Origin of the sequence: Arthrobacter rhizosphaerae, assembly GCF_023062595.1 — a bacterium.
Lineage (GTDB): Bacteria > Actinomycetota > Actinomycetes > Actinomycetales > Micrococcaceae > Arthrobacter > Arthrobacter rhizosphaerae.
The window spans coordinates 1-12,820 of the sequence record NZ_JALLAN010000025.1; the positions used below are offsets into that span (position 1 = coordinate 1).

A 12,820-nucleotide genomic window follows, 5' to 3' on the forward strand; every position below is an offset into this window, starting at 1 on the left:
GCATGATTCGATCTCCAGGCCCGGGTGCACAGACCGGATTTCCTCCAGCAGGGCGTAAAACGCCAGGGCAAAACAGCATCTACTGCTACCTAGTTGGGTGACCAGCCGTGATTTATCAACGCCGTTCGAACTTTCGCCACGGCAGACCGCGCACCATTGGCCATATGTCGCTTAGAGAGTCGAACCAGCGTCCATCCAGCACGGACGAAGTCCTCTTCCCTGGCAATGTCCTTGACGATCTGCGCCGTTTCCGAATGTCCGTCCCCGTCATACTCCACGGCCACAAGGAACTGCGGATAAGCAAGATCCGGTTGACGCACGACGTCGTCACTCAGGACTGCGGGAATGTTCAGTTCCGGTTCGGGCAACCCAGCGCTCTCCAAGGCCAGCCGAAGGCGGGTCTCAGGGGCTGAATCCGCTCCAATGCGCGCTTGTTCAAGGGCAAGACGTGCCTTCTGAATCCCTGGCGTGCCCTTGTGTCTGTCCAGCATGTCGGCCAGTTCATCAAGGGTTGCGTAAGGTTTCGTCCGTCCTTCAAAGTCCGGTCGTGGAAGCCGCACAAGATGATCTGCCACTACTGTCAGTTCGTCGATGCTCATTCGCCTTGCGCAATCCAGCCATGTCCTGGTCCGCGAAGTGACGAGCAGGCCGTGCATGCTGACAATCTCATCTGCAAAGAACTGCCCGCGATGTCCCACGACTCCGGTGCGTCTCGGGATAGCCACGGTGTCAGGTCGGGAGATGTGGATTCCTGGTTCATCATGCCCCGGATGGAAGCCCGGGAAAGACCAAAGGGAGAAGGCTGTTGCATGGGATGCGGCCGAGAACTCGGTGATCAGAGTGAACGGCCGGACCTGCTCTGAAAGAACGGGAGCGACTTCATTTAAGGGCTGCCTGATCCCACGACTAGGTGCGGCGAGCGAGCGGTGCCGCAAGCGCACTGGCGTGACACCGGCGTCGAGCGCTTCCTGAATCGTAAAGCCTGCGAACCCCAAGTGTTCCGGCAGCGGCCGGGGAATCTTCATTGCCCTATCGTGGCAAATAGCGCTGGGGTATAGGGAGTTATCCACAGCCCGATGTCGCGCCAGCCCAACTAGGTAGCAGTAGGTGACGTTTTGAGCGCTGAAAACAGCATCTACTGCTACCTAGTTGGGGAAGAAGGCAGAGGCATTAGCCGCGGGGCGCCAATTGGCCGGCCTTGTGCTCTGCCGCCAGCATGGCCAGGGTCGAGACGAGGAGCCGGCGCTCCACCAGCTTGATGCGCTCGTGCAGGCTCTCCTCGGTATCGGTGTCCTCGATGGCCACGGCTTCCTGCGCGATGATGGGGCCTGTGTCCACACCGGCGTCGGCCCAGTGCACTGTGCAGCCCGTAACCTTCACGCCGTAGGCCATGGCATCGCGAACGCCGTGGGCGCCAGGGAAAGCGGGCAGCAGGGCAGGATGGGTGTTGAGGTATTTGCCTTCGAACGCCTCGATGAAGCCAGGGCTCACAATGCGCATAAAGCCCGAGGACACCACAACATCCGGGTTGTAGGCGGCGACGGCGTCGGTCAGTGCCGCATTCCATTCAGCACGGTCCGGGTAGGCCTTGAAATCGACCACAAAGGTATCGAGGCCGGCTGCGGCTGACCGTTCCACGCCGTAGGTCCCGGGACGATCCGCGCCTACGGCTGCGATCTCGACGTCCAGCCCGCCTGCCTTGACGGCGTCGATGACTGCCTGGAGGTTGGAGCCAGTGCCGGAAACGAGGACTACGATGCGCATGGCTCTAGCTTAGGGGCCGCTCGCGTAGGCTTGAAAACATGAACCCCACACAGGATCCCGGCAGCATGCAGCGCGCCAGGCAACCGCTCAGCGAGGCCGCCCAGGCTTCGCTCGCCAAGACGCACACCCTCTTCCGCCTTTTTATCGTGGTGGTCCTGGGATCCCTCTTCGTGATCCAGCTGGATATCGCCTACGTTTGGCTGTCGGCCATCCTCACGGCAGCCAGCCTGGCGCTGGGGATTATCGTGTTGATCCGTGCCATCACGCGGAAGGAGTCCAAGCTGGTGCTGTTCGGGGTCATCACCGGGCTGCTGGTATCCGGTGTCATGGTCCTGGTGCTCCTTGTGATGGGCGCGTTCTTCAACCAGTTCAGCGACTTCCAGCAGTGCCAGCGCGAGGCTCTGACGCAACGCGCCACCTCTGAATGCCGCACGGACCTTGAGAACAGGCTGCCCGGAATGTAAAGGCGCTAAACAGCGCTTTGCAGGTCTTCTTCCGGCACGTTCTGCTGCCGTTCCAGCCAAGGTCCTGCCGCGTAACCGATCACGACGCCGGCGCCCACTTCCGCTGCCAGCCAGACTGCCGTCCACATCGGGTCGGGGCCGATGTCCGTGAGGCGTCCGATTCCGACGGAACCTCGCGCCAGCCAGGCCAGCACGCCTCCCAGGGCTCCGGCCACGGCACCTATCACAATCCCCAGGGCCAGCGTGGAAACCGTCGCAGTGAACCAACGGGCCCGGATCTTGATGGCCAGCCACTCATCGAAGTGGTTCTCCCCTGCCCGCAGGAACCACCATCCACCCAGGATCCCCGCAAGTACCGGCACCACCAGGGCGACGAACCCGTACTCGAGGTAACCCGAGGGCAATGCGGCGAAAACGGGGATGGACGGCAAGGGACCCACGGCGGTGGCGAGCGGACCGGCCTGCGATCCCGCCCCGAGGGCGAAGCCCGAGCCTGACGCCCAGGCGAGCGCATACACGGCGAGGTTGGGCAGGTATCCCAGCTGTGCAATAGTGAGCACCGCACCGCCGATCGCCCCGGCGTCGAGCCCTTCATACACTGCGATGATCAGGTCCCAATGGATCAGCAGATTCACAGCCAGCAGTGCCGAGGAGAGCGCGAAGGCGGCTATGACTGCCACCGTGGCGGCCTTGGCCACCGATGCCACGTACGAGCCCGCCCAGCGTGAATGCTGGCTGGTCCGCGAAATCCAGGCCACGGCGTCGACGCCGATCAGCCGGCTCCAGGAACCTGCTTCGCGGCGAGCGCCAACCACCATGCCCAGGGCAAATGGCACAAGCGGTATCAGGGCAGCAAACCAGAGGTTGATGGCGACGTCCGTGGTGCGGCACACGAAACCGGTCGCTGCTCCGAACGCTCCGTATACCAGCCAGGATCCCAGCAGAGCCTGCCACAACTGGTCCGTATAGGAGGCCCTGGCGAGGCGGCGTCCCGCGCGCCAGGCGAGCAGGAACGGAATAAGGGTCAGCCCCAAGGGAATCAAGGAGAGCGTCCCTGCGTCCGACTGGCTTGCCGCAGACCCCTCGATGGTTGTCAGATGCAGCGGCACTCCGTGAATCAACAACCACGCTTGTCCGGCCAGGCGGGCAAGGACCTCGAAACCGGAGTTCTGGAAGCCGGACGTAGCCCAGGCAGCCACAATCGGTGCAATCACCACCAGCGCTGAAATGATGGCTGCCTGCGCCGATTCGAGCGCTCCCTGCAGCCACAAGGGCATGGGAAGGCCACGTTCTCCGGTCTGATCAGCGCGCAGTTTCATCGTGTTCCATCGTGCCATGTACGGGCCGCTTCCCCCTGTTTCGACAGGCACCCCAGGCAACTACCAGAGTTCGTAATTGTCCACGCTGATCAGGAATCCATGGCCGGTCCGCAGGTGGGCGCACGTGACCGCGCCGGGTGCCCGCTCACACACCATATTGCCGACCCGAACCGCCTGGCCGTCTTGCAGCCACGGCCCGGGAAACGCCGGGCCGGCCACGTTCTCGGCCTCCATGGGCGATATTCCGTCACCGCAGAGTCCGTACTGTGCACCGGCGTCGACCGTTACCGCGGCATAGCCGCCGTGATACTTGCTGTCTCCGCCGCACTGGCTGCGCACATCGTCCGGTCTGGGCACCACGTCGCTCACCAGGTGGCACGCGGCGGCGTCGGCACTGATGGAACACTGCATATCCTTGTTGCCCGACTGCACCACCACCGGCACGTCCTTCTGCCAAGGTTGCAGATGCACCTTTTGCAGGAGCTGCTCGGCCCGGTTGATCGACGGCGCCGCCGTACTACCGGCGGGAGCGCCATCAGCAACGCGGAGGGCACCCAGCTCGGGAGCGCGGCTTTCCGGCACCGCAACGCTGCATCCGGCAGTGAGCAGCAGCACGGCTGCTGTCAGGATGGTCTTTGCGAGGCGGTTTTGGGGGCTCATGGTGTCCCAAGTCCAGCAGAAGAGGCCGGATCTGTCGCTGGGCAGAAGTACCCATCAGGGGTTCCTAACAGGGCTTCATCCAGCGCTTTTTGCGTCCACCCGCCGTAAACTTGGAATGTCCGCAAGTCAGTGGTTGGAGGCAGAAAATGACTACCGCATCCCCACATGCTCACGGTATACATTTTGGGCGCACAGACGTCCAGAACGTGGGCATGGGTGTTGGTATCCTCTTGATCGTGGTCGGTATCCTGGGCTTTATCCCGGGAGTCACCACGCAGTACGACGAACTAAGGTTCTTTGGACCTGATTCGAATGCAATGTTCCTTAACCTGTTCCAGGTTTCCATGCTGCTCAATATCGTGCACTTGGTCATCGGCGGAATTGGATTGGGAATGTGCCGCAGCGGTATGGGCGCACGGAACTTCCTGATGGGATTTGGTGCGTTGTACATTGTTCTCAGCATTTACGGGCTTAGTGTCGGAGTGGATTCGGCGGCCAATTTCCTGTCGCTGAACACCCCTGACAACTGGACCTTCATGGTGCTGGGTCTTTTGATGATTGGCGCCGGCTGGATTCTCTCCCGGCATCTGGCCGAGGACCGCAGGTAACCCGGATATTCGTAAGCCGGGAATAAGGAGCCGCGAATGAGGAAAGATTCATAGCAATCTGAAATGTTCGTATCTACCGGTTGGTGCAGTTGTTCTGCGATTCCCGCAGACAACTGCACCGACTTTTTAATGTCCACGGATAGACTTCCGAATAAGACACTACGAGGGTTATGCAGAGTACTAAATCCGCCGCTATCCAAAGCAGATCGAATCCAAGGAGCAAGCCATGATTCCAGAGATCAACTTTTGGGCCGTGCTATTGGCCACGCTTTCGAGCATGGTGGTGGGCTCCGTCTGGTACACCCCAAAGGTGTTCGGCAATTACTGGATGAAGAAGGCCAACGTCACCCCCAGCGGGAACTCCAAGGATGCCATCCGGCCCATCGCCATAACCCTGGTCGTCAGCTTCGTGACGGCGTGGGTCCTGGCCGGTTCGGTGGCCATTGCCCAGGATTTCTACGGCGGCAGCTTCCTGGCCAACTCGCTCATCACCGGGGCGATCCTGTGGGCCGGTTTCACCGCTGCCCGCTTCATTACCCACGATGCCTTCGACAACCGACCCGCCGGGCTGACTGTACTGAACTGCGCGCACGAACTGGTAACCATCCTGGTCATGGCCCTCATCATCGGACTCTTCGGTATCAGCGGCGCCTGAGGGTTCTCCTGTGCGGGCACTCAGCCCATCGTGTCCCCCTGCCCGTAACCGTGGCGCAGCCGTAAGCTCGTGCCATGGCCAGATTCTTTGATGTTCATCCTGAGGACCCCCAGCCGCGCGCCATCAACCAGGTGGTGGACATGCTCCGGGGCGGCGGGCTCATCGCCTACCCCACCGACTCCTGCTACGCCCTCGGTGCCCAGCTCGGTAACAAAGAGGCACTGGACCGGATCCGTACCATCCGCCAGCTGGACAATAAGCACCACTTCACCCTGGTGTGCAGCGACTTCGCGCAGCTGGGGCAGTTCGTGAACATCGGCAATGATGTCTTCCGCCAGATCAAAGCCGTGACGCCGGGCAGCTTCACCTTCATTCTGCCGGCCACCAAGGAGGTTCCCCGCCGTCTCCTGCACCCGAAAAAGAAGACCGTGGGCGTGCGGATCCCGAACCACAGGTTTGTCCACGCACTCCTGGCCGAGCTGGGGGAACCGTTGTTGACCAGCACGCTGCTGCTGCCGGACCAGGAGGAGCCGCTCACCCAGGGTTGGGAAATCAAGGAACGCCTGGATAACGAAGTTGATGCCGTCATAGATTCCGGCGACTGTGGAACGGAGCCGACGACGGTGGTGGACTTTTCGGGAGGAACCGCTGAAGTTGTGCGGCGCGGAGCCGGCGACCCTTCACGGTTCGAATGAGGGCCCGGCTTCGCTGAGGGGAAGCGTTGAACAGGGGGCAGAGTTGGATCAGACGCAGCGTTCAATCAGGGCAGCGGAGAGTTGAGCCATGACAGCCGTCATCCTGGCCTGGAATCCGGACCACTGGAACGACTGGGATTATGAGGCCGTCCGGAAGCAAGTGACCGAAACCGGTCAGTTCCTGCGCAGCTGGAGTGTGGGCGGGCACCTGGACATCCCCATAGGAGCGGACGCCTGGCTTCTTCTGCAGGGCCGCCCGGGCAGGGGCCTGATCGGTCACGGCAGAGTTCTTTCGGAGCCATACGCCACGGAAGGCGCAGCATCCCTGCACGTCGACGTCGCCTTCGACGCCTTCCTCCCGTTCGGTGAACAGATTGCCCCGGAGACACTTGTGGATGCAGTGCCTGGAGTGCGATGGGAGACCGCTTCCGGTTCGGGGCTCCCCATAGATCCGTCCGAGGAGCTAAGAGTCCGTCTGCTGTGGAGCGAGTTGGGACCGGCGCCCATCGCTGACCCCACCCTTCCCGCGCCTGGGACCTATCCGGAAGAGGCCCTCAGCAGGGTCGAGGTGAACCGCTATGAGAGGAACCCGGAAGCACGGAGGGCCTGCCTGGCCCATCACGGCACCACCTGCGCCGTCTGCGGTTTCTCCTTCGAAATCAAATACGGCGAGATAGGGAAGGACTTCATCCACGTCCATCACATCGTTCCGGTCTCGCAGCTCGCGGCCGACTACGAACTGGACCCGGTGACGGATCTGGTTCCGCTTTGTGCCAATTGCCACGCGATGGCCCATCACGGCGTGAGCATCCCCCGTACTGTGGCCGAGCTGCGAAGGATCATCTCCGGAGCCGGTTTCCTGGCCGGTCAAACCCTCAGCCCCGAGGAAGTCGAAGCGCAGAACGAAGCCCGGCGGATCCTGGGCCCGCCGTAGCCCGCCCTCCGGGTCGGTGTGCCCTCCGGGTCAGTGTGCGCTCCGGGTCGGTGTGCCCTCCGGGTCAGTGTGCGCTCCGGGTCAGTGTGCGCAGCAGGAGTCGCCGCGCCAGGCTTCACGGCCTTCCTTGATCGCGACCCCCGCGATGACCAGGGCGGCGATGGGATCGGCCCAGGTCCAGCCGAGGGTGCTGTTCAGGACCAGACCGGCCAGCAGGACCGCGGAGAGGTAGGTGCACAGCAGCGTTTGCTTGGAATCGGCCACGGCGGATCTGGATCCAAGTTCCCTGCCCGCACGGCGCTGGGCCCAGGAAAGCACCGGCATAATAGCCAGGCTCACGGCAGCCAGGACGATGCCCACCGGCGAGTGCTGCGGCTCGGCGAAGCCCAGGAGGCTGCGGAACGAATCGACTGCCACGATGACTGCGAGCCCGAAGAACGAGAAGGCAACGAGCCTTAGGGCTGTCTTCTCCCTGGCCTCAGGGTCGGGACCGGCGAACTGCCACGCGACGGCGGCTGCGGAAAGAACCTCGACTACGGAATCAAGACCGAAGGCCACCAAAGCCGCGGACGAGGCTACCGTTCCCGCACTGATGGCCACCACAGCTTCGATGATGTTGTAAGTAATGGTGGCCGCGACGAAGAGCCTGATCCTGCGGGATAGCACGGCCCGGCGCTCCAACGTGGGTGCCGTCGGGTGCAATGCCCCGGCGCTCATCAGCAGCAGTCCTTCGGGTCGTTGCTGCAATCGCACTCCGGCGCCACGGCAACGACGCCCAGAAGGTCCGTGAGTGCGTGGCCCAGTTTGGGGTCGGCGAGCTCATACTTGGCCTTGCGGCCCTCGGGGACGGAGACCACCAGCCCGCATCCGCGGAGGCAGGTCAGGTGGTTGGACATGCTTTGGCGGCTGACTCCGATCAGCTCGGCAAGGTCACTCGGATAGGCAGGGGCCTCCCGCAACGCCAGCAGGATCTTCGCCCGCGTCGGATCAGACAGGGCATACCCGAATCTTGCCAGGACGGCCGAATGCGTCAGTGTCTCCATGACAGCCCAAAGTACAGGGCAAGCTGGATTCACGCAAAGCTGTATCAAAATGCGTCGGAGCCCGTGCCAGCCATCAGCCGAAATGCGTAACTTTTGAACCTGGCAGCTCACGCCGGCCCCTGGATCGCGGGCAACTCTCGCGGGCCCCGGCGCATAAGTCACGCATTTCTGCCTGCCCCGGCCGACTTCCTAGCCGGCAACGGCAACGGTTAACCCAAACTTCCCCTCGCCGTCACGCTCCCTCCCCCGCGGAGTAAGCCGCCGCCCACACGGTGGAGGGGTGAGGATCGCAATTGTTGCCGAATCATTCCTGCCGCTGATGAACGGGGTTACGCACTCCATCCTGCGGGTGCTGGAGCATCTGCAGGAACGGGGGGACGACGTGCTGGTCATTGCGCCGTCAACACAGGACACGGAAGTCCTCGATGTTGTCCACGGCGCCTATGTTCACCGGCTTCCCTCAGTACCGCTGGCCGGGTACACCAACGTGCGTGTGGCGCTGGGAGGTGTGAATCGGGTCAAGCGAATCCTTGCCGATTACGCACCCGACGTCGTCCACCTCGCCTCTCCTTTTGTCCTGGGCTGGCGGGCGGCCCAGGCTGCACACCAGCTCGGCATCCCGTCAGTGGCCATCTACCAGACCGAGGTCCCCAGCTACGCAGCCCGCTACGGCGTCCCGTTCATGGAGAACTGGGCCTGGAACCGGGTGGAGAACATCCATCTCCTCGCCAGCAGGACGCTGGTCCCTTCCACTTTCGCGCTGAACCAGTTGCGCGGCCGCGGGATTCCGCGGGTGGATCTGTGGCGGCGCGGTGTGGATACCGCGCGGTTCAGCCCGGAAAAGCGCGACGACGGCTGGCGGGCTTCGGTGGCACCTGGCGGTGAGCGGATCATCGGCTATGTAGGGCGGCTGGCGGTCGAAAAGCAGGTGGAGGACCTTGCCGTCCTGGCCGACATCCCGGGCACCAGGCTGGTGATCGTCGGCGACGGCCCCCAGCGCGAAACCCTCCAGGATGCCCTGCCCCGGGCCGTGTTTACAGGTTTCCTCGGCGGCGAAGAACTGGCCAGCGTGGTGGCTTCCTTTGACCTTTTCGTCCATCCCGGCGAGCTGGAAACCTTCTGCCAGACCATCCAGGAGGCCATGGCCTCGGGGGTGCCTGTGGTGGCTACCGGCCGCGGGGGGCCCTTGGACCTGGTGGAAAACTCCCGCACCGGCTGGCTCTACGAGCCGGGAAATCTTGCCGAGCTGCGGCGCCGCGTGGTGGACCTGACGGGCGACGACGCCAAGCGCCGGGCGTTTGCAGCGGCAGCCCACACTTCTGTCCAGGGCAGGACGTGGCCTGCGCTCAGCGCCGAGCTGGTGCGCCACTATCGGCAGGTCATGGCCTCGCACAGCACTGCAACCACTCCGACAGTTAGGAACCCGGTATGAACATCTCCGTGATCGGCTGCGGCTACCTTGGCGCTGTCCACGCCGCCACGCTGGCATCCATGGGGCACAGTGTGGTGGGCATCGACGTCGACGCCGCAAAAGTTGACCAGCTGGGGCGTGGCTTCGCACCGTTCTACGAACCCGGCCTGGACGAACTCCTGCAGGACGGTCTCACCACCGGCAGGCTGAGGTTCTCCACCGATTTCGCGGACGCCGCCGACGCGCAGGTCCACTTCCTGTGCGTGGGTACACCGCAGTCCAAAACGTCCGACGGCGCCGACCTCAGCTACCTGCTCGCCGCCACCGGAGCGCTGCTCCCCCACCTGGGCCGCCGCGCCGCCGTCGTCGGTAAATCAACCGTGCCCGTGGGCACCGTCGACGTGCTGGGCGGCATCCTGTCGGAGCGCCCTGACGTGCTCCTCGGCTGGAACCCGGAATTCCTGAGGCAGGGAACCGCAGTGAAGGATTCGCTGGTGCCCGACAGACTGGTCTACGGCGTGCCCGGCGGAAAGCACTCGGTGGAAGGCCGCGGCGTGACAGTCGCACTGGACACCGTGTACGAACCCCTGCTCTGCGCCGGCATTCCGCGGATGGTGTGCAACTATGCCACGGCGGAGCTCATCAAGTCGGCGTCGAACGCGTATCTGGCCACCAAAGTGAGCTTCATCAACGCCATGGCCGAGCTGTGTGATGCCTCCGGCGCGGACGTCACCGAGCTCAGCGAGGCGATGGGCATGGACCCGCGGATCGGCGGCCGGTACCTGCACGCCGGGCTGGGCTTCGGCGGGGGCTGCCTTCCCAAGGACATCCGCAGTTTCCGGACGCAGGCAGTTGGGCTGGGCGTGGACTCTGTTGATGCGTGGATGGGACTGGTGGATTCCGTCAATATCGCCCAGCGCTCCCGTACCGTGGAGATCGCCCGTGAGCTGTGTGGCGGTCACTTGTCGGGCCGGACCGTCACCGTCCTGGGCGCCGCCTTCAAACCTGACACTGACGACATCCGCGACTCCCCCGCCCTGGACGTGGCCCTGCAGCTCGCGGCAGCAGGGGCCCACGTGACAGTGACCGATCCGAAGGCCATCAACAACTCCTGGATGCGCTATCCGCAGCTGCGCTTCGAGCGTTCCGTCGAGGCTGCGCTCGATGACGCCGAGCTGGTACTGCTGCTCACCGAGTGGGAGGAATACCGCAGGCTCTCGCCCGCCGCCATCGGGAAACTCGTACGACGCCGGGTGATGCTGGATGCGCGAAACGTCCTGGACGCCGGGCTGTGGCAGGCGGAAGGCTGGACCCTTCGGGGCCTCGGAAGGAACGCCGGCCTGGCCAGCGCATCCCTTGCGCTTTAGTCTCCGCCCCCTATGATTTCCACAAGGGGGAGGAAAACAAGATGGCTCTATTTAAGACCGAATACCTTGTTTCTATTGCGTGATGACGGAAGCCCAAGGGGACGCGTCCGCCGATGCAGGGCTTGATATCAGCCCTGACGCGCTGCTGATTCTGGCCCCTGACGGCACCATCCGCCGCGCAAACTCAGCCGCAGAGCGCCTGTTTGGGCGGTCCCGGGACGAGCTTCTGGGATCGGATCACCGGATCCTGCTGGCCGAGGGGTTCCTTGAGGCCATTGTCTGGGAATACGACGTCTTGCGGAAAAGTCCTGATCCTGTTCTTGGGAATGCGCCAATAGAGCCCGTCTGCCTGCGCGGGGACGGCTCCGAGTTTCCCGCCGAGATCGTCTGCTCCCTGCTTCCGGCACCAGGGCTTCCGGCACCCCAGGCGCCCGGATCACAGCCGCCCGAATCACAGACGCCGGGGCCGTCGGGCCAGGCAGCGCCCTCATTGGCAATGTCCGTCCGGGATGCAACGTACCGGAAGGTGGGCAACGCGCTCGCGGAGGAGGCGTCCCAGCTGAGGGCGATGGCGTTCCAGGATCAGCTCACAGGACTCGCCAACCGGCAGTTGTTCAACGACCAGCTGGCCCAGGCCATGCGGCGCCCACGGCATATCGCCGTCGACGTCATTCTGCTGGACCTGGACGACTTCAAGGAAGTCAACGACATCCACGGCCACCACGCGGGTGATCAGATGCTGATCGAAACGGCCCGCCGGCTGCGTTCCTGCGTCCGTCCCAACGACACCGTGGGGCGGCTGGGCGGGGACGAGTTCGTGGTGCTCCTGACCAACGTCGCGGATCCGGCTGCTGTGGCGGAACGCATCATGGAAACGCTGAACGTTCCCGTGAACATCGGCGGGGCGCAGCTGAAGCCAAGCCTTTCCCTGGGCCTGGCGTCCATGAGTGAAACCACCATGGAGCCGTCGGACCTGCTGCGGCAGGCTGATGTAGCCATGTATGCGGCCAAGGCCGGAGGCAAAAACCGGTACATGCGGTTCCGGCCGGAAATGCTTAGGGACCTGGCCCACCGCAATGACATGGAGGCCAGGCTCCGCGTCGCCGTGCTACACGGCGAGGTGAAGGTGCAGTACCAGCCTGTCGTTTCCACCGGTTCAGGGCGGGAGGTGCAACTGGAGGCCCTGGCCCGCTGGGAGCGCGACGGCGAATTCATTCCTCCAGGGCAGTTCATTCCCATGGCGGAGCGGAGCGGGCTGATCAGCGATCTGGGCAACAGCGTGATGGCGCGGGCCTGCGTTGAGCTGCAGCCGTGGCTTGCTGCGGACAAATCCCGCTCCCTGACTTTCAACGTTTCCGGCGGCCAGCTGCACGAGCACGATTTCGCCGACGTCGCGCTGCGGATCGCGTCCTCCTGCCGGGTTGATCCGGGACAGTTGGTGCTCGAAGTGACGGAGAGTGTGTTCCTGGATCCGGGCTCGCAGGTGATCGACCAGCTGAAGCACCTCCGGCGGGCACGGATGCGTGTTGCCCTCGACGATTTCGGCACGGGCTATTCGTCATTGGGGCGGCTGCAGGACTTGCCCGTTGACGCTGTGAAGATCGATGGCAGCTTCGTCTCGATGGTGCGGACCGGCGCGGAGAAACTTCCGCTGCTCAGTTCCATGATCACCATGGCGCACGGCCTGAACCTGTCCGTCACGGCCGAGGGCATTGAGACCCCGGCACAGGCCGAGTACCTGATGGATCTGGGCTGTGATTTCCTGCAGGGTTACCTCTTCTCGCGGCCGGTTTCTGACAACCGATTGGACATGGCCATGACGAGGGCTGAGACGGCCATGGAGTCCGTCCGGGGACTGCGCGTTGGCGGCCGGCGGTGAGGTTGAAGCGGCTGTAGGAGC

Annotated in this window: 14 protein-coding genes; 8 read left to right on the top strand and 6 right to left on the bottom strand. The window is 63.6% G+C overall.

All coding sequences use genetic code 11. The annotated features are described in order from the left end of the window. Window positions 1-89: 89 nt before the first annotated feature. Entirely contained in the window at window positions 90-1,025 is a 936-nt protein-coding gene (locus MU551_RS22260; protein ID WP_247048747.1) for a hypothetical protein, read from the bottom strand. A gap of 145 nt (window positions 1,026-1,170) precedes the next feature. Next, window positions 1,171-1,764 (bottom strand): phosphoribosylglycinamide formyltransferase, encoded by a 594-nt coding sequence (purN, locus tag MU551_RS22265; RefSeq protein ID WP_247048748.1) that lies wholly within the window; start codon window positions 1,762-1,764, stop codon window positions 1,171-1,173. Between the two features lie 38 nt (window positions 1,765-1,802). On the opposite strand from purN, the gene MU551_RS22270 reads away from it, so the two are divergent. Continuing rightward, on the top strand, window positions 1,803-2,228 hold the full coding sequence (locus MU551_RS22270) for a hypothetical protein (RefSeq protein ID WP_247048749.1): 426 nt from the start codon (window positions 1,803-1,805) through the stop codon (window positions 2,226-2,228). A 5-nt stretch (window positions 2,229-2,233) separates the two neighbouring features. On the opposite strand, the gene MU551_RS22275 is transcribed toward MU551_RS22270, so the two are convergent. Both MU551_RS22275 and MU551_RS22280 read right to left on the bottom strand, forming a co-directional pair. Continuing rightward, a complete protein-coding gene (locus MU551_RS22275) occupies window positions 2,234-3,547 on the bottom strand; it encodes a cell division protein PerM (RefSeq protein ID WP_247048793.1) in 1,314 nt (437 codons plus the stop codon). 60 nt (window positions 3,548-3,607) lie between these two features. Further along, window positions 3,608-4,207 carry a hypothetical protein gene (locus MU551_RS22280; RefSeq protein WP_247048750.1) on the bottom strand — a complete coding sequence of 200 codons (600 nt, stop codon included), beginning with the start codon at window positions 4,205-4,207 and terminating at the stop codon, window positions 3,608-3,610. Window positions 4,208-4,353: 146 nt separating this feature from the next. On the opposite strand from MU551_RS22280, the gene MU551_RS22285 reads away from it, so the two are divergent. The 4 genes from MU551_RS22285 to MU551_RS22300 all read left to right on the top strand — a co-directional run bounded on the left by MU551_RS22285 (window position 4,354) and on the right by MU551_RS22300 (window position 7,099). Then, a complete protein-coding gene (locus MU551_RS22285) occupies window positions 4,354-4,815 on the top strand; it encodes a DUF4383 domain-containing protein (RefSeq protein ID WP_247048751.1) in 462 nt (153 codons plus the stop codon). Window positions 4,816-5,041: 226 nt separating this feature from the next. Further along, window positions 5,042-5,470, top strand: coding sequence for a DUF1761 domain-containing protein (locus MU551_RS22290; RefSeq protein ID WP_247048752.1), 429 nt, complete (start codon window positions 5,042-5,044; stop codon window positions 5,468-5,470). Between the two features lie 74 nt (window positions 5,471-5,544). Next, window positions 5,545-6,165, top strand: coding sequence for an L-threonylcarbamoyladenylate synthase (locus MU551_RS22295; RefSeq protein WP_247048753.1), 621 nt, complete (start codon window positions 5,545-5,547; stop codon window positions 6,163-6,165). Between the two features lie 88 nt (window positions 6,166-6,253). Beyond that, complete coding sequence (locus MU551_RS22300) at window positions 6,254-7,099, top strand: HNH endonuclease (protein ID WP_247048754.1); 846 nt, start codon at window positions 6,254-6,256, stop codon at window positions 7,097-7,099. 81 nt (window positions 7,100-7,180) lie between these two features. On the opposite strand, the gene MU551_RS22305 is transcribed toward MU551_RS22300, so the two are convergent. Both MU551_RS22305 and MU551_RS22310 read right to left on the bottom strand, forming a co-directional pair. Further along, the gene (locus tag MU551_RS22305; RefSeq protein ID WP_247048755.1) at window positions 7,181-7,816 is read right to left on the bottom strand and encodes a cation diffusion facilitator family transporter; all 636 of its coding nucleotides are present in this window, start codon (window positions 7,814-7,816) and stop codon (window positions 7,181-7,183) included. Continuing rightward, window positions 7,816-8,142 (bottom strand): ArsR/SmtB family transcription factor, encoded by a 327-nt coding sequence (locus MU551_RS22310; RefSeq protein ID WP_247048756.1) that lies wholly within the window; start codon window positions 8,140-8,142, stop codon window positions 7,816-7,818. The genes MU551_RS22305 and MU551_RS22310 overlap by 1 nt, the downstream gene beginning before the upstream one ends. A 280-nt stretch (window positions 8,143-8,422) precedes the next feature. On the opposite strand from MU551_RS22310, the gene MU551_RS22315 reads away from it, so the two are divergent. The 3 genes from MU551_RS22315 (at window position 8,423) to MU551_RS22325 (ending at window position 12,799) form a co-directional block, all read left to right on the top strand. Further along, window positions 8,423-9,574, top strand: a complete 1,152-nt coding sequence (locus MU551_RS22315; protein ID WP_247048757.1) for a glycosyltransferase family 4 protein — start codon at window positions 8,423-8,425, stop codon at window positions 9,572-9,574. Next, the gene (locus MU551_RS22320) at window positions 9,571-10,920 is read left to right on the top strand and encodes a UDP-glucose dehydrogenase family protein (protein ID WP_247048758.1); all 1,350 of its coding nucleotides are present in this window, start codon (window positions 9,571-9,573) and stop codon (window positions 10,918-10,920) included. The genes MU551_RS22315 and MU551_RS22320 overlap by 4 nt, the downstream gene beginning before the upstream one ends. A gap of 82 nt (window positions 10,921-11,002) precedes the next feature. Next, entirely contained in the window at window positions 11,003-12,799 is a 1,797-nt protein-coding gene (locus MU551_RS22325; RefSeq protein WP_247048759.1) for a sensor domain-containing protein, read from the top strand. The last annotated feature ends 21 nt before the right edge of the window (window positions 12,800-12,820 follow it).